Origin of the sequence: Eubacterium barkeri (assembly GCF_900107125.1) — a bacterium.
Taxonomy (GTDB): Bacteria; Bacillota; Clostridia; order Eubacteriales; family Eubacteriaceae; genus Eubacterium_O; species Eubacterium_O barkeri.
In genome coordinates, this window is sequence record NZ_FNOU01000030.1 from 1 (window position 1) to 19842 (window position 19842).

Annotated in this window: 15 protein-coding genes and 2 riboswitches; of the genes, 2 read left to right on the plus strand and 13 right to left on the minus strand. The window is 52.6% G+C overall.

Annotation, left to right across the window (positions count from 1 at the left end):
• Positions 1–554: 554 nt before the first annotated feature.
• Positions 555–2012, minus strand: coding sequence for an AmmeMemoRadiSam system protein A (gene amrA, locus BLU30_RS13085; protein ID WP_090247034.1), 1458 nt, complete (start codon positions 2010–2012; stop codon positions 555–557).
• Positions 2013–2089: 77 nt separating this feature from the next.
• On the opposite strand from amrA, the gene BLU30_RS13090 reads away from it, so the two are divergent.
• Positions 2090–3085, plus strand: coding sequence for a zinc dependent phospholipase C family protein (locus BLU30_RS13090; protein ID WP_090247036.1), 996 nt, complete (start codon positions 2090–2092; stop codon positions 3083–3085).
• A 209-nt stretch (positions 3086–3294) separates the two neighbouring features.
• Here the strand turns inward: BLU30_RS13090 and BLU30_RS13095 are convergent, their stop codons facing one another.
• From BLU30_RS13095 to recD2, 4 genes are all read right to left on the minus strand, one after another.
• Positions 3295–3489 carry a DUF6440 family protein gene (locus BLU30_RS13095; protein WP_090247037.1) on the minus strand — a complete coding sequence of 65 codons (195 nt, stop codon included), beginning with the start codon at positions 3487–3489 and terminating at the stop codon, positions 3295–3297.
• A gap of 11 nt (positions 3490–3500) precedes the next feature.
• The gene (locus tag BLU30_RS13100; RefSeq protein ID WP_090247039.1) at positions 3501–4739 is read right to left on the minus strand and encodes a phenylacetate--CoA ligase family protein; all 1239 of its coding nucleotides are present in this window, start codon (positions 4737–4739) and stop codon (positions 3501–3503) included.
• Positions 4740–4813: 74 nt separating this feature from the next.
• The gene (locus tag BLU30_RS13105) at positions 4814–5554 is read right to left on the minus strand and encodes a ComF family protein (RefSeq protein ID WP_090247040.1); all 741 of its coding nucleotides are present in this window, start codon (positions 5552–5554) and stop codon (positions 4814–4816) included.
• A gap of 1 nt (position 5555) precedes the next feature.
• Positions 5556–7781: an SF1B family DNA helicase RecD2 gene (recD2, locus tag BLU30_RS13110; RefSeq protein ID WP_090247042.1), complete on the minus strand. Its 2226-nt coding sequence runs from the start codon at positions 7779–7781 to the stop codon at positions 5556–5558.
• 491 nt (positions 7782–8272) lie between these two features.
• Here recD2 and BLU30_RS13115 point away from each other — a divergent pair, with 491 nt between their 5' ends.
• Complete coding sequence (locus BLU30_RS13115; RefSeq protein WP_090247043.1) at positions 8273–9781, plus strand: IMP dehydrogenase; 1509 nt, start codon at positions 8273–8275, stop codon at positions 9779–9781.
• Between the two features lie 175 nt (positions 9782–9956).
• Here the strand turns inward: BLU30_RS13115 and BLU30_RS13120 are convergent, their stop codons facing one another.
• The 8 genes from BLU30_RS13120 to BLU30_RS13155 all read right to left on the minus strand — a co-directional run bounded on the left by BLU30_RS13120 (position 9957) and on the right by BLU30_RS13155 (position 19842).
• Positions 9957–11459: an NCS2 family permease gene (locus BLU30_RS13120; protein WP_090247044.1), complete on the minus strand. Its 1503-nt coding sequence runs from the start codon at positions 11457–11459 to the stop codon at positions 9957–9959.
• A gap of 21 nt (positions 11460–11480) precedes the next feature.
• Positions 11481–12767, minus strand: coding sequence for an amidohydrolase family protein (locus tag BLU30_RS13125; protein WP_090247045.1), 1287 nt, complete (start codon positions 12765–12767; stop codon positions 11481–11483).
• An 80-nt stretch (positions 12768–12847) separates the two neighbouring features.
• Positions 12848–12944: riboswitch (purine riboswitch) on the minus strand.
• Positions 12945–12957: 13 nt separating this feature from the next.
• Complete coding sequence (locus tag BLU30_RS13130; RefSeq protein ID WP_090247047.1) at positions 12958–14319, minus strand: 8-oxoguanine deaminase; 1362 nt, start codon at positions 14317–14319, stop codon at positions 12958–12960.
• Between the two features lie 64 nt (positions 14320–14383).
• Positions 14384–14480: riboswitch (purine riboswitch) on the minus strand.
• 83 nt (positions 14481–14563) lie between these two features.
• Positions 14564–15298 carry an ASCH domain-containing protein gene (locus BLU30_RS13135; protein WP_176770945.1) on the minus strand — a complete coding sequence of 245 codons (735 nt, stop codon included), beginning with the start codon at positions 15296–15298 and terminating at the stop codon, positions 14564–14566.
• The gene (locus tag BLU30_RS13140) at positions 15279–16796 is read right to left on the minus strand and encodes a sensor domain-containing diguanylate cyclase (protein WP_176770946.1); all 1518 of its coding nucleotides are present in this window, start codon (positions 16794–16796) and stop codon (positions 15279–15281) included. Before BLU30_RS13140 ends, BLU30_RS13135 begins: the two co-directional genes overlap by 20 nt.
• A gap of 380 nt (positions 16797–17176) precedes the next feature.
• A complete protein-coding gene (locus BLU30_RS13145) occupies positions 17177–17749 on the minus strand; it encodes an ANTAR domain-containing response regulator (RefSeq protein WP_090247070.1) in 573 nt (190 codons plus the stop codon).
• Positions 17750–17761: 12 nt separating this feature from the next.
• On the minus strand, positions 17762–19057 hold the full coding sequence (locus BLU30_RS13150; protein WP_090247072.1) for a glutamine synthetase family protein: 1296 nt from the start codon (positions 19055–19057) through the stop codon (positions 17762–17764).
• A 62-nt stretch (positions 19058–19119) separates the two neighbouring features.
• Positions 19120–19842, minus strand: a complete 723-nt coding sequence (locus tag BLU30_RS13155; protein WP_090247073.1) for a GltB/FmdC/FwdC-like GXGXG domain-containing protein — start codon at positions 19840–19842, stop codon at positions 19120–19122.

The following is a 19842-nucleotide window of genomic DNA, read 5'->3' on the forward strand; positions in this document are numbered from 1 at the left end:
AGCGTTCGTCCTGAGCCAGGATCAAACTCTCAATTAAAAGTTTGGCATCAGACCTCAGTCTGATGTTCTGGTTCTTACGCTTGGTTTGGTTTTTTTTATAGAAGAGTCCAACCTCTTCTTTTCTCCAGCAGATCGCTCTGCTTCGGAATCTTTGGTTTTATCCAGGTTTTATGGTACTATTCTCTTTTCTATGACCTCGCTGTCGCAATTGACAACTTCTTTATTATAGCGGAAGCATTTATTTCTGTCAAGTGAATTTTGAAAGTTTTTTAAATTTTCTCAATCCTGAAGTCGTTTGCTTTAGACAACTTATTTATTTTACCAAACCACTCTTTCATTGTCAAGCACTTTTTTTAAATGTTTTTCAATGGAATGGATTTGGTGTGCCTCTCTCGAGACAGCTTATTTATTTTAGCAAGCCACATCCGCTTTGTCAAGTACTTTTTTAGTAATTTTACAGCTTTTTCGTTTTGCCCCTGTCCCTTCCGAGACAGCTTATTTAGTATATGCTGTCTCGGGGCTTTTGTCAAGGGCTATTTTGCATGTATACAAAATTAATGATAATATTCGACTTCGAAGCGTTGTAAATGGAGTTTTTCTCCCAATTCATCATCCGCCTCATAGTCTGGAATCCCTGCTTTTCGCTTAACTGCGGCAATTTGCTCTTCAATGGTATCAATTCCTGTGAGGTTCGGCAGAAGCAGTCCCCGGCGCAGGCCTTTTTCAGCAATGACGCCATAACGATGGGGGTCAAGCTGGGCAATATCATCAATCGTCTCGGGCTCACCCATAATGCTGACACTCACGGATAACTGATTAAGCTCAGCTTCTTCAACGGGAAGAAAACGGGGATCGTAGGTTGCGGCTTCAATGGCATTACGGATGATCTCTTCACTCAGGCTTTTGGTCACAGGGTGGATGGTTCCGATGCACCCTCGCAGTTCTCCACTTTTATAGATGGTTATAAAGACACCTGCAGAATCCGCCAATCTTTGAGCCGCCTTTTCATCCTCTAGTGTTTTCAGGAAATCCCCCTCTGCTAAGCGGGTTCCTGTCCGCACCCAGGTATCAATGGTTTGGGTAGCCAGGGATACAAAGGGATCTGCTTTGGCCAAACGTTCTTTGTATTGGGTGTTCATTTCCTGCTCAAAATGGCTCAGCAGGCTTTCATTAGTGGGGTCCTCCTCCGTTAAATCAAAGGTAATGAGGGCTTCCATATAACCCACGCCAAAGGGCCCTTCATAGGCAAATACCTGGGAGTGGGTTTTTATGCTGTCCGCTGCCCCCAGGGCCATCATCATGGGCCGCAGGCCACATTGGCCTGCCGGTTCATAGATTTTAGGATCTAAGGTTAACAGATCATAGTACGCTTTATCTTCAATGGCCTTAACCACCAGGGTATCAAAGAGAGGCCCCATGGGGTCAAAGGCGTAAGGGCCTTCATCCTTTAAACAATGGGATAAATCCGCACTGGCCAGAATCAGGGTATCCTCACCATTTAATTCAATGGCCTCCCGAAGAATGCGCCCGGTTCGGTAAAGCTCCACAAGACTGAGATAGCCAATGGTCAGATGAAGGATTTTATAGTCGGGGTAAACCTTATCGATAAAGGTCAGGGGGACCAATACGCCGTGGTCCAGACGAAGGTCAATATCGTATTCCTTGGCCGTCTTGGGATTAATGAAGAGACTGTGGCAGTTGTTTTCTCCAAAACTTTGGTTGAGCTGATCGAGAAGCCCCATATCGCACGCCTTTGTCAGTTGAACCTGGGGGGCTCCAAATTCACCAAAATCTCCGGAAAGGGTAGGATGGTACAGAACACTCACCCCATCTCGGAATACATTGCCGTGGGGGGTGATGCAGACAATGGTTTTGGGTTTGATTTTAGCGACCTCCAGGGCCAGGTCCTTCATGCCCCGTATGGTTTTTTCCGCTTTTTGCTCTCGGCCGTCGCCCACCTCCGGGATGATGATTGGGGGATGGGATGCCATGGCGATTCCTTTTAAATACATGGTAATCTCCTTCAGTTACATTTTTCGATTTTATGGTATATTGGGGCTATTATATCACATTTTCTTAGAGGTGACCCATGTCAGATATGCTCAATCACTATTTTTGTGGGCAGCGGGCCTTCGAGCTTTTACCCGAAGGGTTGCCCATGCGCACCATTATCGCCGATCATTACGATGCCTACCGCCTTGGAACCCAGGGCCCGGATTTCTTTTATTACGATTTCCCCATTCCCCTACCAGGACACCAACCGGCAACCCCTTACGGCAGCCTCATCCACCGGCGGCGGGTCAATGATTTTTTTATCCAGGGACTGGCCTATGCCAAAAGCCACCCCTGGGAACGGGATGTTTTGATTAGCTATTTAGCTGGGTTTTTAAGCCATCATGCCCTGGACACAGCCACCCACCCCTTTATTTTCTATCGTACGGGGTGCTACGATCGCCATTTCCCGCCCAGCCGAGTCTATTCCTATTTTCATAAACGCTATGAGGTCCTTTTAGATGTCGCGAATTTACGTTACGTCTTCAATCAATGGGCCTGCCATTTTAGTGCAGAAAAAATCTTTACCCTTTCTCCCCAAACCGAGGAGATTCTGGATCTTTTTTACAGTCATATTCTGAGGTGTGTATATGGGGTATCCCCAGGGCCCCACAGTTTTAAAAAGAGCCTCCATAATACAAGGCGCATCGTGCGTCATACCGCCGATGCCACGGGCAGCAAGAAATGGGCCGTGAGGTCAGTGGAGCGGCTTGTCGGGGAAGAACATGCCCTCAGCCGGGTCTTTTATCCGGCGGACACGAATATCCCGCTGGTGCTGAACCTGGATCACGCTTCCTGGCGACACCCTGTCACAGGCGTTGCTTTCTCGGACAGCTATGTCGATCTTTTTAACCGCGGCGTCGCCCAAACGGTGACCCGCATCCAGGCATTGGGAGATTCGAAAACCGCCGATGCCAATATCATCCCCCCGCTACTTCAAGATCACAGCTATCTCACGGATCTTCCCTGGAGGGATTCCCGGGCAATGCAGTACTTTGATTTCTTATTCCACCAGCATCCGGAATTACTTTAGACGTCGGGTGCTCCCCCTCCAAAGGCCCGGCACAAAAAAAAGCCCGGAGTGCTCAGCTCTGGACTTTTTTTGTTTGTCATGTTTATCATGCAAATTCGTAAAAGTTGAGGGGGGAAAATCTTTTACTGTTTGTAGGATACTCCTCCCTGCTTAATGGCACCTTAACGGTGCTTCGCCATTAAAGGTTCTTTAAGACGATGGGGGCTTATTTAGCGTTCCGGCCCAATGGCAGGATCTCCCTGATCATCCAGAAGGGCCGTCATTCCGGCACCGCCTTGTCCGTAGTGGTAGAGATAGACGACTCCCGTCTCCCGATCCTCGATGATCTTCGATCCCGATCCATCCTCACTGGTTTCATGGAGGACGACCTCAAAACGTGGCTTATCCTTTTTTTTCTTTGACATTTTATTCTCCTTTATGACTCATAGCGTTCATCGATAACGCGAACCGTCTTTTTTTCTGAGCGGGGCAGCGATCCGATGCGTCCGCCCTGGGGGGTGATACTGATGCCGATCCGGGATTTAAACCCAGCGCCTACTGCTTTTTCAACAGCAGTAATATCTGCATCCTCCTCCACCTCAAAGCGGAGGGCCACCTCATCCTTTCCTGCCTGATTAAAAATGCGCACCTGGTATTCCGAGCTGACCCCCGGAATATCCCGGAGCAGCTCATCGATTTGGCCTGGGTACATATTCACCGCCTTGACCTTGAACATATCATCCGTACGACCTAAGATGCGGTCGTGCCTTGGGAAGGGAGAGCCGCAGGGGCATTCACCGGGGATGATCCGGCTGATATCGTGGGTCCGGTACCGAAGGAGGGGGGCGCCTTCCTTTTTAAGGGTGGTAATGACAACCTCCCCATATTCTCCATCGGGGACGGGGCGCAGGGTATCGGGATCAATGATCTCCATGTAGATATAATCGTTCCAGTAGTGCATCCCACAGTGATGCTCACAATCAATGGCAATCCCGGGGCCATAGACCTCGGTTAAGCCATAAATATCGTAAATTTCAATACCGAGCTCTTCAACGATGCGCCGGCGCATTTTATCCCCCCAACGCTCCGATCCGATAATCCCTTTGGTCAAACAGATTTTATCCCGGAGGCCCGCTTTTGCCACCTCCTCAGCCAGAACTAAGGCATAGGAGGAGGTGCAGGCAATGACCGTCGACTTCAGATCCTCCATCATTTTAAGCTGCTTGGGGGTGTTTCCAGGTCCCATGGGGATAACCATAGCGCCCAGACGTTCGGCGCCGGCCTGAAATCCAATCCCCGCGGTCCACAGTCCATACCCCGGTGTAATCTGGATACGGTCTCGATTCGTCATTCCGGCGTAGCGGTAGGCCCGTTCGAACATGATGGCCCAATCCTCAACATCCTTCTTTGTATAGGGAATGATAACGGGATCCCCGGTTGTTCCCGATGAGGAATGGATCCGGACCACCGCTTCGTCGGGGACAGCCTGGAGGCCCAGGGGATAAGCCCGCCGAAGATCAGCCTTTTCACTAAAGGGAAGATTGTTAAAATCCTCCATTTTTTTGACATCCGCGGCGGTTACCCCGGCTTCTTTAAATATTTTTTGGTAAAACGGACTTGATGCTTCCACACGCTTTACAAGCTGTTGCAGTGCCGCCAACGGTTTTTCCATCATTTCGCTCCTTTAATATTCCTGCTTAAAGTATACCCATGGTTCTTTTCAATGTCAAGGTTTAGGAGGGCATAACCTTAGGCCCCACCTCCGGCGCAGACCGCAATGAACACGGCCTGGGCCCCCGCCGAAAGCAATGTCGCTGCACAGGCCCGAAGGGTCGCTCCGGTGGTGATAACATCATCCACCAACAGCACCCGCTGTCCCTTTATATCGACCTCAGGAGAATTTTTAAAAACGCTGCTCATGAGCTTCAGCCGTTCCCTGCGGCTCTGCCCGATTTGGTGGGGGGTGGGGAGGATGCGCACTAGCCCCTCTGCCACTGGGATCATCTGACCGGTCCGTACCTCAATTTCCCTGGCAAGTCCCTGGGCTATTGCCATGCTTTGATTATAGCCCCGTTCGGACAGACGGCTCTCATGGAGGGGAACGGGGATGATGCAGTCGATTTCTGAAAACCAGGGTGCCGCCATCACCATTTCTGCCATCTGCCGCCCCACCCAATGACACAGCGCCTGGCGCCCCTGAAATTTCATGCCATAAACCAGGGGCTTGGCGTTTTCCCGATAGTCAAGCCACACACAGCCCGCCTGAAATCCGGGGTCCTTGGTCTGACTGCAATCCTTGCAGCAAATGGCTTCACCATTTAAGAGGTGGCGGCCACAGACCGGACAGGTTTCCCCCTGATTCAAGGGAAGATCCTCCTGACACCGGCTACAGAGAAAGTGATCCCTGGAAAACAGGACCCGTCCACAGACCGGGCAGGTTCCGTTTCCCGGAAAAAGGGCATTTTTCAAAACTCGACCCCAAACGGACATCTTAAATCCCCAGATCCGTATAGGTCAAAATCCGGGACTTCAGGCCCGTCCGCCGTTTGGCGTCATGGTCACTGCGGACCATGCGCACCAGGTTCGGCCAGGGCCCCACCAAATAGAGCTTGTCCTTGGCACGGGTGATGGCGGTGTACAACAGCTTTCGGGTGAGAAAACTGGGCGAACCGCTGATGAGGGGAAGGATAACCTGGGAAAACTCACTCCCCTGGCTTTTGTGGATGGTCATGGCATAGGCATGGGCCAGGGCCACCAGCCCGTCGAAGGGATAGTCCACCACCTTATCATCATCCATGTGCACCCTTAGGGTTTTCCCCGAGGTATCAATGCGGGTGATCACACCAATGTCCCCATTAAAAATCCCCTCTCCGAACTCGGTGGTCTTTTGGTCCTGCCATTTCAACTTGTAATCATTCTTAATCTGCATCACCTTATCCCCCTCCCGAAAGATGAGATTTCCCAGGGCCCGTTCATTCTTCTCTGGGGCGGCGGGGTTTAAAGCCTTTTGGAGGGCCGCATTTAGGGCGATGGTTCCCAGGGGGCCTTTTTTCATGGGGGTGATGATCTGGGGGGCTCCCGAAACGGTACCATCCCCTGCCCCGCCCCCCACCAGTCCCAGGATGGTCTCCAGGACCTGGCCGGTGCTTTGGCGGCTAAGATACACTAAATCCGAGTGGCCATCCCCGCCCACCTCTGGGAGATAGCCCCCATTAATGGATTGGGCCGCCAGGGCGATGGCTGAGCCCTTGGCCTGGCGATGGATGGCCGTCAGGCGCACCACAGGTACAACCTGGCTTTCGATGAGATCCGTCAGAACCTGTCCCGGCCCCACACTGGGCAGCTGGTCCACATCCCCCACTAAAATTAACTTGGTCCCCGGCGACAAAGCCCGGGTTAGGCTGGCCATGAGCAGGGTATCCACCATGGAGGCCTCATCTACAATAACCACATCCTCGGAAAGGGGATTGTCCTCATCCCGGGCGAAACGCAGAGGGCCATCCTCTCCAGTGGGTTCATACTCCAGCAGGCGATGGATGGTCCGGGCTTCCTCTCCCGTGGCCTCGGCCATGCGCTTCGCGGCCCGGCCCGTGGGGGCCGCCAGCACCACGGAGAGTCCCCGCCCCGTTAAAATATCGATGAGGCCGCTGACGATGGTGGTTTTCCCGGTTCCCGGTCCCCCGGTAATGATGGTCACTCCACAATCCAGGGCGGTCATCAGGGCGTCCCGCTGACTGGGGTCTAAGACAATCCCTACCCCCTGGGCATACTGTTCCACCAGAGCACCCCAGTCGGCATCCAGAGCATCATGCTCATACCGGGCCATTCGGGCGAAATCCAGGGCGAGGGTATCCTCGGCTTCAAAAAGCATCATGGGGTAGTAGGCTTCGGCCTCTCCAATGAAATCTAACTTCAAATCTCCAGCCAGGGTCATTTCTTCAACCTGGTCCCCAATGGTCCCCAGGGCGCTGTCGTCCCAGAGCTCCAGCCCCAAAACCCGGGCACTGGTATCAATGAGCTCCCCCTTATCCATGTACGTGTTCCCCGAAGCGTAGCACTCCCGGAGGCTTTGGGTGATGCTGGCCGCAATGCGTTTGGGATTGTCGGCGGTCACCCCCAGCTGGCTGGCGATGCCATCGGCAATTTTAAAGCCAATGCCCGGGACGTCCTTTATAATTTGATAGGGATCGGCGAAGAGCACCTTCACCGTATTCTGTCCATAGACCTTGTAGAGCTTCATGGCATAGGTGGTGGATATCCCGTATTCCTGGAGGGCCAGGACCACCTCCCGCACCTCCCGCTGATCGGCGTAGGCCTCGATGATTTTCTCCAGGGTCTTCGCCCCAATTCCGGCAACTTCCGTGAGGCGATTAGGGTCCCGGTCCAGAATCTCGATGGCCCCAACCCCAAAATGCGCGACGATGGCCTGGGCGGTTTTCTCCCCCACCCCCGGCAGTAAGCCGGAGCTTAAATATCGGATGACGCCCCCTTCGGTGGATGGGGTGTCGATGCTGTACTGCATCATTTTAAACTGCTCCCCAAAGGTGGGATGCTCTGCCCAGGTGCCCCTTAGCTTGAGATACTCACCCTCCCGGGGCTCCTCAATGGTACCCACCACGGTGACCAGCTGGCCGTCGATGTCGAAATCCGCCACCGTATATCCATTTTTTTCGTTGTGAAATACCACATGCTCCAGGGAGCCCTTCAATTCTTCCATGGTTGCCTCCGTGTCTTAATGGGTTTATTATAACCCAGGTAAGAGGGGATTGAAATATTTTCTTATGATAAATCCCATCCCCTTGACATCCCCTTTAAAAACACCTATACTTATTACAATTAATTACATTTAACCATCGTCCCTTATGAAAAGCAATAGTCCTCTGGCTATTACTTAGACTGTCGACAAAGAGATGCAGTGCGGTCAGGGAGAGGATAAAAAAGATTCACCCCGGACCCCAAGCGCTGATGAACAAAGGGAAAGCCCTCCGTCATCAGTGCGCAAAACCTTCGGTTTTGATGGGGTTTAAGGCAGGTTTACTTTCTTAATTTGATGAAAACCCAAAACGCCAGCCCGCAGGGGCAACCGGAGTTCTCGTATTTTTATCCGCTCCCTTCCCTAGGTTTGTCGACACACTGAGCAATAGTCCTCTGGCTATTGCTTTTCATCTCATCTGGAACAATAAAGCACATTAAAGTATAGGAGGATTTATGGCCCATTATTTTGAAGAACCGTCACGCACTTTCAGTGAATACCTACTCGTCCCGGGGTATTCTTCTGCGGAGTGTATCCCTGCCAATGTCAATCTAAAAACACCCCTGGTCAAGTACCAAAAAGGGGAAGAGCCCCCCATCACTATGAACATCCCCATGACTTCTGCCATCATGCAGTCCGTCTCTGGCGAAAAGATGGCCATCGCCCTGGCCACTGAAGGTGGGATTTCTTTTATCTACGGCTCCCAGTCCATTGAGGATGAAGCCGCCATGGTGGCCCGGGTGAAGGCCCACAAGGCGGGCTTTGTGCCCAGCGATGCCAATATTTCTCCAGAATCCACCATGGCCGATGTCCTGGACCTGAAGAAACGTACCGGTCACTCCACCACTGCGGTTACCGCCGATGGCACCGGCGGCGGAAAATTTGTGGGGATCGTCACCAGCCGGGATTACCGGGTGAGCCGCATGGACCCTGCCACCAAGGTCAAGGAATTTATGACCCCGGTGGAAAAGGTGGTGTCTGCCCCCATTGGGACGACTTTAAAGGAAGCCAACGACATCATCTGGGAAAACAAGCTGAACTCCCTGCCCATCATCAACGAGGATGGCACCCTGGCCTACTTCGTTTTCCGCAAGGATTACTCCGCCCATAAGGAAAATCCCTTAGAGCTTTTGGATGCCCAGAAACGCTATATCGTTGGGGCCGGTATTAATACCCGGGACTACGAAACCCGGATTCCCGCCCTTATTGAAGCGGGGGCGGATGTGCTGTGCATCGACTCCTCCGAAGGCTATTCGGAGTGGCAAAAGCGCACCCTGGCCTGGGTTCGCCAGACCTACGGGGATACCGTGAAGGTTGGGGCTGGCAACGTCGTGGATCGGGAGGGCTTCCGATTCCTAGCCGAAGCCGGTGCCGATTTCATTAAAATCGGGATTGGCGGCGGTTCCATCTGCATTACCCGGGAACAAAAGGGCATCGGCCGGGGACAAGCCACGGCGGTGATTGAAGTGGCGGCTGCCCGGGATGAATACTTCGAAGAAACCGGGATCTATATCCCCATTTGCTCCGATGGGGGCATCGTCTACGACCACCACATCACCCTGGCCCTGGCCATGGGAAGTGATTTCGTCATGCTGGGCCGTTATTTCTCCCGGTTCGATGAAAGTCCCACCCGAATTGTCAATATCGGTGGGAATTATATGAAGGAGTACTGGGGCGAAGGCAGCAGCCGGGCCCGAAACTGGCAGCGCTACGATATGGGCGGCGACAAGAAGCTGTCCTTTGAAGAAGGGGTGGATTCCTACGTCCCCTACGCCGGCAGTCTCCATGACAACGTGGGCTCTACCCTTGCCAAGGTGCGCTCCACCCTCTGTAATTGTGGAGCCCTCAGCATTCCGGAATTCCAGGATAAGGCCAAGCTGACCCTGGTCTCTTCCACCAGTATCACCGAAGGCGGTGCCCACGACGTGGTCCTCAAGGACAACGCAGTCCAGACCGTCCGATAGTGTAATCAAAAACCACCGCCCTGAAACGGAGCGGTGGTTTTTGATTGCAACGGCAGTGGGATGGTTCGTCCACGAGGCTCTGTGGCAATGAGACGGCTGACCGCGCTAAGGCACTTTGTCTACACCCTCTATAGAGAGCTCACGCGACTACCACCCCAGGACCGCATTTGCGCCTTTACCCATTAACCATAAAGGCAAAGCGAATCACGAAGAGGAAGGCCAGGACCACGGTAATGATATTGATTTCCCGCCGTCTTGGCGTGCCATCGGAGGGTGTGAGGAATTGGTGCCGGCCAGAGAGGATTTTCACCAGAATGTAGGTAATTAAGCCTGCGGCAATCCCATTGGCAATGGAATAGGTAAAGGGCATAAACACCATGGTGCAGAAGGCTGGCAGGGCTTCGGTCATATCCCCGAAATCCACATCCTTGACGGCTCCCATCATGAGGACACCCAGGAAAATCAAGGCAGGTGCCGTTGCAGCGGAGGGGATAATGGTGATAAAGGGCGCCAGTACAATGGCCACCAGGAACATTCCGGCGGTAACTACCGAGGTCAGACCTGTCCGTCCCCCGACGGAGATCCCCGCACTGGATTCCACCACCGTCGTTGCGGTGGAGGTCCCAATGAGGGCCCCCCCGGCACTGGCAATGGCATCGGAAAGCATGGCCTGCTTCATCCGGGGCATGGTACCGTCCGGTTTCAGCATCCCTGCCTGCTTCGCGGTCCCCAACAGGGTCCCGATGGTATCGAACATATTGACCAGGGCAAAGGCCAGGACCAGCATGATGATGGTAAAGGTGGACTCCACTGGATTCCCACCATGGGTAAACAAACCAACAAAATCAATATTGAAGAAGGAAACTTCCATGAAATCCGAAAATTGCTGACCCATATCCAGGCTGAAGCCCCCAAAATGGGTTAAACCAAAGGGAATCCCAACCACGGTTCCCACCAGGATTCCGATAATCATCGCCCCCTTGACCTTTCTGGCCGTCAAGGCTGCAATGACCACTAAGCCCACTAAGGCGACAATCGCCGACCCAATCATCAGCCGATAATCAGCCGCTAAATACTCTGCCCCACCAACGCTGATGGTTTCCTTGGCAAAGGTTTCTCCCCAGCGGGAGAAATCAATAAGCCCCACGAAGGTGGCCTGGTTGCTGATAACCAGGGATGCATTTTTTAACCCGATGAGGGTCAGGAAAAGCCCAATCCCCGGGGTAATGGCGTTTTTAATGGTGGCTGGAATGGCGTTAACAATGGCCTCCCGCACCCCTGTAGCGGACAAAATGATGAACAGAACACCTGAAATTAAAACCACACCCAATGCCTGATTATAGGTATACCCCATGCCCAGCACGATGGTAAAGGCGAAGAAGGCATTGAGGCCCATCCCCGGTGCCTGGGCAAAGGGCAGCTTGGCGTAGAGCGCATAGAGCATTGTCCCGACAAAAGAAATCAAACAGGTGGCAAAGAACACCCCATTAAAGACCTTGGCACCCATGGCGCTGTCCCCCATAATGAATAATGGCTCGGAAAGCACCTGGGGATTGACCACCAGAATATACGCAATGGCTGCAAAGGTGGTTAACCCTGCAATCACCTCTGTTTTTATGTCCGTATTGTTCTCACTGAGTTTAAAATGCTTTTCTAAAAAAGCTGGAAGTTGTTTCATAATAATGACCCCTTTCTCCTTTTAAAAAACCGATTTCCCGCCAACAATCTTCGCCACGATCTGGTCGTCCCTCCCCAGGTAGACCAATCGTTCCAGGCGCTGTATTAATCCGTTATAATCCGCCGTCGTTTCGAAATCCGAATCGTCAATGACCAGGGCATCGAAGGCATAGCCCGGCTCAAAACGCCCGACCTTTCCAAAGAAGGCACCGCCCCCGGCTGTCCCCAGGTAGAAGGCCTCTGCCAGGGTCAGGGGCGCCAGGCTGTCATCCAAAAGGGCCCAGCGCATTTTAGACGCCTGGATGGCGTCGGCCATGGCCCGGAAAATGGACAATGCCGTTCCCCCGGCCACATCGCTGCCAAGACCCAGGGATATTCCCCGGTCAAGGAAGCGGCGTACTGGAGCCACCCCAGAGGATAAATTCATATTGGACTGGGGACAATGGGCAATAAAGACCCCTTGTTCCTTTATGCGGTCCTGCTCTTCCTCTGTGGAGTGGACGCAGTGGGCCATCACCGTCGGTACCGCCCCCCCAAAGAGACCATATTTAGCATAGGCTTCGCCGTAGCAGGTGGTATCGGGATGGAGATCAGATACCCAGGCGATTTCGTCTCGATTTTCTGAAAGATGGGACTGCACCGGCAGACCGGTTTCCCGCTGAATTTTTCCCAGTTCCGCCATGAGCACGTCGCTGCAGGAGGGGATAAACCGGGGTGTCAAAATGGGCCTGGTCCTTTGGTAACGCGCCTGACAGGCAGCAATCCATTTCCTGGTATCCACTGCGGACTCCAAGGTGTCCTCGGTGAGCTCTGGAATGCTGTTGCGGTCCATGTTGACCTTTCCCACAAAGGTCAACATCCCGGATTCCTCCAATAAATCCATGAGGGCCAGGGTGGCCGGCGTGTGGAGGGTGCCGTAGATAACCGCCCGGGTGGTGGCACTTCTTTTTAAATCCGACACAAATTTTTCATACATTGGCTTCGCATAATCCATCTCCTTGTATTTACTTTCCTCGGGAAAGGTATAGGTTTGAAGCCATGGGAGCAGCTCTAAATCCATGCCCAATGCCCGAAAGGGGTACTGGGGGGCGTGGACATGGAGGTCCGTCAGCCCTGGAATAATGAGATAATCCCCATAATCTGTGATGGGATACTCCCGGTACATTGGGGGAACCCGATCAAAGACACCGACCACAACATCGTCCTGGCAGATTAAATATCCCCCGGGCTTTGCTCCGATGCGGTGTTTGTCCATTGGGTAAAGAATATTTCCCTTTAAAATGGACACCGTGTTTTCCGTGTTTTTCATAATATAACGCCTTCCTTTCTGACTCTATTTTTATATAAAAAAACTACCCTATGGCGACTCTAAGCCATCGCCTAAGACACGGGGTCTTTGCGATGGCTCATAGTCAACTATTAGGGTAGTTGGTAGAAACGTCCGACCAGATTACGGATATATATAAGCACATTTCAATATTTCGTATTTAGTTTTGGGTTTAGGCCTTGGCGAGATAGGCCCTGACACTGGCATCGGCCTGTTGCCTTGCCCTTTCCTCATCCACCGTGACCAGGCGCCCATTTTTCACGGTTACCTGCCCATTGACCACGGTATAGTCCACGGGTCCCTTCAACCCCACTGTTCCCAGGAGGGATTTGGGATCTAAATGGGTCCCCACCAGCTCTAAGCGTCTGGTATCCACCAGGAATAAATCTCCGGCCTTTCCGACTTCCAGGGAGCCTATATCCTTTCGGCCCAATACCTGGGCACTTCCCCGGGTCGCCATCTTCAGCAAATCGTAGCCCGTGGGGGCGGCACTGCCGCTGGTCAGGCGGTGGAGCAGGTAGGCCACCCGGATTTCCTCTAAGAGGTTGGAGCCATCATTACTGGCACTGCCATCCACCGCAAGGCCCACGGGAACGCCCAGTTTTAACATTTCCGGTATCCGACAGACCCCCGAGGATAATTTCATATTCGAGATGGGACAATGGGCAATGCCTGTCCTAGTTTCTGCTAAATGCTTGAGCTCCCCATCGTTGAAGTGGATGCCGTGGGCGACCCACACATCCTCTCCGATCCATCCCAGGCTCTCCATGTATTCCAGGGGCCGCATACCGCACCGGTTGGCCACGAAACGTTCCTCATCCATGGTTTCGCATAAATGGGTGTGGAGACGGACGCCCAGTGCCCGGGCAAGCTTGGCGGATTCCCGGAGGAGATCCTCGGTGACGCTAAAGGGGGAGCAGGGTGCCAATGCAATCTGCTGCATGGAAAAGGGTGAAGGATCGTGGAAGCGTTCCACCGCCGCCTGGCTGTCCTTTAAAATAGCATCCACACCTTGGACCACGCTGTCCGGGGGCAATCCCCCATCCTTTTTACTTAGGCTCATGCTTCCCCGGGAGGCAAACATCCGAATCCCCAAATCCTTGGCCGCTTCAAACTGTGCCTCTAAAAGCCCGTCACTTTTTCCCTGGGGAAAAACATAATGATGATCAAAGCAGGTGGTGCAGCCATTTTTCATCAGTTCACCCATACCGGTCATACTGCTGTGGTAAATGACCCCATCATCCAGATACTTCCAAATCTCATACAAGGTGACCAGCCAATCGAAAAGGGCCATCTTTTGGACCTGGGGCAAATTCCGGCTGAAGGTTTGGTACAGATGATGATGGGTGTTGATCAACCCGGGATAAACAATGCAGCTCCGGGCATCGATGACCTGCGCCCCCTCTGGTGGGACAATGTCCCCCATGGCCGTAATGACACCATCCTTTATTTCAATATCAGTGTTTTCATAAAGGGTATCCTGATCATCACAGGTTACCACGGTCATTGCCTGCTTAATGATTAAATGCGACATGCATTCCTCCTGTATGGTTGGTTATAAAAAAACCGTAACAGCCGCCATAAATTCACACCAGCCCAAGGGGATGATGTGAACTTATAGTCAACTATTACGGTAGTTGGTAGAAACGTCCGACCCAATTACGAACTTATATAAGTTGTATTCAATTACAACTATGATTATAAATTATTATCATTATTCTGTCAAATACTTTTTTAAATGGATTTGCAATAATAAATTATTACTTGTAGGCCCAAGTTTACTGATAAAAATTATCCTGGAAGGCCACGGCGCAATCGGGATAAGCCGCCAAAAAAGCACTGAATTTCTCGGTCAGCATTCCCTGGTGTTTAAGAAACTCCGACAGGGCTTCGGTGCTCCCCCGGTAACACCATACGCCGTTACCATTGGTGACCTCATCCTTTAATACCAACCGGGCAGCCGCTTTAAAGCTGGCCTCCGGCATGGGAAGGGGCAGTACCCCCTGGATTAAGGTATTGAGGGCCTCGGTATCTTCCCAGAGAACATCCGGGACTACCGGGCAGAGGAAGGCTTCATAAAGGGCCATGGGGCCCTCCACAAACTGAGGGACGTAGTATTCCTGAAAGAAGGACGTGTATTCCTCTGGGGTGGCATCCCCGGGACAGTGATGGATTTTCTCGTCCTCCACGGTGAAAAGCCCGGGCCCATCCTCCAGGGGAAAGGGCTTAATATATCGCAGATCCGAGAGTATCCAGGCGTAGCCCATCCCTTCCCCCTCGGGCAGACGGTCCATGTGGGCGGCCTGTAGGTGGCTTTTTTCAAAGGGGACAATATCGAAGAGCGTTACCACACAAAGGGCCTCCCCGACAATGGTCCCAGGCTCCACGGGGCCTTTACTGCTGCAAATGAGCAGATCTCCCCGATAATCCGTTTGCCATGACTGTTTAAGAATGGTCTTTTCCCCGCATAAAATAAGGTGGGCCCACAGGGGCTCAAGGGTGATTGCTTTCAAATTCGTTTTTCCTTTCTGTTGCTTCCATGGTTGTTTCATCTTCCATGCTTGTTTCATTCTGGGATCGGCGTTTATTCTGGTACATCCCTTCATCCGCAGCACGGAAAACGGCGTCCATTGTATTGAGGTTATCTTGATTATAAAAGGCATATCCAAAGGAGGCGTCCAGTGGGATATCCTGCCCCATGTCCTTCGCCGCCATTTCCTTTTTAAGGCGCTCCCAACACATCGTCACCTGGGCGTCATCACTGTCCGTCAAAATGACGGCGAATTCATCCCCGCCGATGCGATAGACGGTACCCTCACCAAAAATACGGCTTAACAAGCGGGCAAATTCCTTGATATACATATCCCCAACCTGATGGCCATAGGCATCATTGATGGCTTTTAATCCATTGAGATCGAAGATCCCAATGCCTAGGCTGGACCCTGCCGCAAGGGATTGCTCCCGACCCGCAATATCCAACTCGTAGCACCGCCGGTTACGGACTCCCGTTAACTGGTCGTATTCCGCCAAGCGCAGCATGGAGCGGTTAAAGCGCTGCAGAATAACCGTGGTGATGGCCAGCATGCTCAAAATAATGATGATCGCCACCAGAATGATTAAAAGCAGCTGATTGGTCATCTTCTGCTGCATTTCATGGGTGTTTTTTTCCACAACGAGATACCAGTTCAGACGGGGAATGTACCGGGTAATCCGATACCCCGTGCTTTTCTCCCCAGTGTACCACACCTCATCATCATAGCTACTGGCGGCCTCCAGGTGGCCCTTCATATCCGAAAATTCTGACTCCTCAAAGAGATTCCGGACACCCGCTTCACCGGGAAGGGAGGATACCTCAACATTACCAGAGCGGTCAATGAGATAGGCCCCGACCCCATACTTTTGCTCATATTCGGTAATCAAGTTCTGGAAATACGCCGTTTCCAGGCCAACCCCCACGACCCCCAGGGTACGGCCATCCGTCCCTTTAACCTTACAATTGACAAAGATGGTGATCTTGTCCCCATGGGCCTCGTCATTATCCACATTGAGGGAATAGTCTTCTGAACCCTCTAAAAAGGTGAAGTACCACCGATCCTCTGGGTCCCCGGTCTCTAGCACACGGTCGATGCCATTGGCATAGTGATAATAACGTCTGCTTTGGCAGGACACCAGGAAAACCGAATCAAAGCCATAGGTTTTTTGGTACTCCCCCAAATAGGCCTTCACCGTATCCGTAAAGGCACCATCCTCAAGTTCCTGGGGCATGAGGTCCCGCAGCAGGGTGTCCTTGGACATGGCTGAGGCAATGTTAACGGGCTGTTCTAACATATAGAGGATATCCGTGTACATCGCCTGGGAGGAGAGGGCGGAAATATCCCGAATACTGTCGGTATAGGAATCCTGGATGGAAAAGGTGGTAAAAAGCCCAATGGCCACAAACCCAAGGATAATAATCGAACAGATGAGGACATTGATTTTCAATCGACGCAGGGGGCTTTGTTTCACAGACATCCTCTCATCGCCCCTTGAATGCCCCCTATTATTAATTTGGTATTTTTTCATCGGTCACTTCCCGTCTTTTTGCTCTATTATACCAAATATTGTCCCAATGGAAAAGACCCCCGAAGAGGGGGCCCACAGACTGTCGACAAATCCAGGGAAGGGAGCGGATAAAAATACGAGAACCCCGGCGCCCCTGCGGGCTGGCGTTTTGGGCTCTCATCAAATTAAGAAAGTAAATCTGCCTTAAACCCCATCAAAACCGAAGGTTTTGCGCACTGACGATTGAGGGCTTTCCCTTTGTTCATCAGCGCCTGGGGTCCGGGGTGAATCTTTTTTATCCTCTCCCTGACCGTGCTACACCACTCTGTCTACGCTCTGCCCCTCTATCCCTACCGGTGCTCATAGGTCTTAATGAGGTTCACCGCGACCTCCCCAGGGGTTAGGCGCATATCCATGGCGTGTTTTTGAATATACCGATGGGCCTGCTCCTCGGTCATATCCAGGTATCCCATCAGGCACAGCTTCGCCCGGTACACCAGCTTTAAATCATCCATTTTCTGCTTCAGCTTCTCATTCTTCTCAATGAGGCGCTGCATTTTCTGCCTGGAATTTAAAATAAATTTGATGTTCTGCTGAAGCAGGGTTTTATTAATGGGCTTGGGAACGACGAAGGCCGTGGTCTCCTCGAGCTGCCGCTCCACATGGTCAATGAGCTCACTTTTAACAATGAGAACCACACCCGTGGCATGATCCTCTAAGATATCCTGGGCGAACTCAATGCCAAATTCATCCCCGAGGGGTGTATTGAGGATCGCAAGGGTATATTCTGCTTCCTGGATCCGCCGCCGTCCCTCAGCGCCGGATGTCATTACATCAATATGTTCAAAGGCCATTTCCCGGAGGATTTCTGTCAGTACCCGGCCTACCTCCTTCTGGCGACAGATGAGGAGTACGTTATTCATAGTATCTTCTTCCTAATACTTCATCCGATAGGCGTCAATCTCCCAGGGATTCACCATCCGAATCGAGCACTGCCATTCCTCCCTCTTCGCCCTTTCATAGCGCTTGGCGGTATCCTCTCCCAGAACCTGGGCCACCAGTGGGTCCGCCGCCATGGCCTCCACCGCTTCCTTTAAGGTCATGGGCAGGGGATCCCCCAGGCCACCTTCGGCAACGGCGGGCAGGAGGGCACGCTTTTCCTCCATCCCCTCCAGCCCAGCGGCGATAATCAGGGCAAAGGCCAGGTAGGGGTTACAGGCCGGGTCCGGGCTACGCAGCTCCATGCGGCAGTATTCACCCTCTGCTGCGGGGATTCTGATGAGGGCCGAGCGATCTCCAAAGCCCCAATTCACCCGCTGGGGAGCCTCCATGCCATCTGCCAGGCGCTTATAGGAATTCACCAGGGGATTGGTAACCGCCATCATCCCAGGGACGTGATGAAGCACCCCGGCAGCGAAATGTCTGGCGGCTTCGGACAATTCAGAGGCCGCCCCCACAAAGAGATTTTCCCCATCCTTGGTAAGGGATAGGTTAATGTGCATCCCGCTGCCAGCCTGGCCATTGAGGGGCTTTGGCATAAAGGTGGCATGGAGACCATGGCGCCCGGCCACCGTCTTCACCACATTTCGGAAGGTGATGATGTTGTCCGCTGATTCCAGGGCGCCGCTGTATTTAAAATCGATCTCGTGCTGGCCATCCGCTGATTCGTGGTGGGAGCTTTCAATGTCAAAACCCATTTCCTCCAGGGTGAAGATGATTTCCCGCCTTGTATTTTCCCCCTTATCGTAGGGGGCCAGATCCGCATAACCCGCCCGATCCACAGGCTCCATCGTCGGTGCGCCATCCGCCCCCAGCTGGAAGAGAAAGAATTCACACTCGGCGCCGATGTTCATGGTGTACCCCTGGCGGTGGAGGCGCGCCACCTGCTGCTTTAAGATATAGCGGCTGTCCCCTTCATAGGGCCGTCCATCCGGGGTTACCACATCACAAAGGACCCGGGCCACCTTCCCCTTCTGGGGCCGCCAGGGCAGCACCATGATGGTTTTAAAATCCGGCTTCAGCAGTAAATCTGAACAGCCGGCATCTTCAAATCCCGGTACGGAGCTGGCATCAAAGGGAATCCCATAGAAGATGGCATTCTCCACCTGGTTGCTGGATATGGCGATGTTCCGGCTCAGCCCGTCCAGCCCACAGAATTGCATCCGTAAAAATTTAATATCATTCGCCTCAATAAAGGTTAAAATATCGAGGGTCGTATTCCCAATAGTCATCCTTTTTCTCCTTTGAACCTGGTTTTTCTAAAAAAGTGTATGGTCCTTTATGATCCTATGCTTTAATAGGGGGTATACAGTCCATGATAGGGATTGCCGGCACTGGGGGTAAGCTTATAAAAGGTGCCCCCCAAAATGGATGCCAGATCCCCATCAAAATAGTGACAATATTTTTGAATATAGGGGGTGATGCTTTCCATATCCCCGGCACTGCACCGACGGGCCGTGACCTGCTCGGGCAGGCCCACCGGCGGAGCATCACACCGCAGGACCATGGCACCGCCGTGCATCCCGGTCCCACAATACCCCCCGGCGGGAAAGGCCCCATCACAGCCAATGCCCAGGACCAGAATGGTTCCCCCGGCCTGGTATTCCCCCAGGAAGGAGCCTGCCCGGCCGCCAATGACAATGACGGGCTGTTTTTCCTCGTAGGCCTTCATATGGATACCCACCCGATAGCCACCATCGTCCCGGATATAAATGCTGCCGCCCCGCATGCCGTAGCCCAGGGTATCCCCAGCTTTGCCGTACACCACAATATCCCCGGAATCCATGGTATCGCCCACGGCATCCTGGACATTGCCGTACACTGTAATATTGGTCTGGTTCAGATAGGCCCCCATGGCATTACCCGGGGTTCCAAAAACCGTGAGATCCTTTCCCTTAACTCCAGTTCCAATGTAGCGTTGGCCCAGAACGCCCTTGATGGTGACGTTCTGGTCCTCGGTGCATTTGATTTCGTGGTTGAGCTGGGTATAGTATTTTTCGTTCGCTTCGATAATCAT

Excerpts from the sequence above, each read along its gene's own strand:
- amrA (WP_090247034.1), bottom strand. The coding sequence starts at position 2,012 with ATGTATTTAAAAGGAATCGCCATGGCATCCCATCCCCCAATCATCATC.
- BLU30_RS13090 (WP_090247036.1), top strand. The coding sequence starts at position 2,090 with ATGTCAGATATGCTCAATCACTATTTTTGTGGGCAGCGGGCCTTCGAG.
- BLU30_RS13095 (WP_090247037.1), bottom strand. The coding sequence starts at position 3,489 with ATGTCAAAGAAAAAAAAGGATAAGCCACGTTTTGAGGTCGTCCTCCAT.
- BLU30_RS13100 (WP_090247039.1), bottom strand. The coding sequence starts at position 4,739 with ATGATGGAAAAACCGTTGGCGGCACTGCAACAGCTTGTAAAGCGTGTG.
- BLU30_RS13105 (WP_090247040.1), bottom strand. The coding sequence starts at position 5,554 with ATGTCCGTTTGGGGTCGAGTTTTGAAAAATGCCCTTTTTCCGGGAAAC.
- recD2 (WP_090247042.1), bottom strand. The coding sequence starts at position 7,781 with ATGGAAGAATTGAAGGGCTCCCTGGAGCATGTGGTATTTCACAACGAA.
- BLU30_RS13115 (WP_090247043.1), top strand. The coding sequence starts at position 8,273 with ATGGCCCATTATTTTGAAGAACCGTCACGCACTTTCAGTGAATACCTA.
- BLU30_RS13120 (WP_090247044.1), bottom strand. The coding sequence starts at position 11,459 with ATGAAACAACTTCCAGCTTTTTTAGAAAAGCATTTTAAACTCAGTGAG.
- BLU30_RS13125 (WP_090247045.1), bottom strand. The coding sequence starts at position 12,767 with ATGAAAAACACGGAAAACACGGTGTCCATTTTAAAGGGAAATATTCTT.
- BLU30_RS13130 (WP_090247047.1), bottom strand. The coding sequence starts at position 14,319 with ATGTCGCATTTAATCATTAAGCAGGCAATGACCGTGGTAACCTGTGAT.
- BLU30_RS13140 (WP_176770946.1), bottom strand. The coding sequence starts at position 16,796 with ATGTCTGTGAAACAAAGCCCCCTGCGTCGATTGAAAATCAATGTCCTC.
- BLU30_RS13145 (WP_090247070.1), bottom strand. The coding sequence starts at position 17,749 with ATGAATAACGTACTCCTCATCTGTCGCCAGAAGGAGGTAGGCCGGGTA.
- BLU30_RS13150 (WP_090247072.1), bottom strand. The coding sequence starts at position 19,057 with ATGACTATTGGGAATACGACCCTCGATATTTTAACCTTTATTGAGGCG.
- BLU30_RS13155 (WP_090247073.1), bottom strand. The coding sequence starts at position 19,842 with ATGATTATCGAAGCGAACGAAAAATACTATACCCAGCTCAACCACGAA.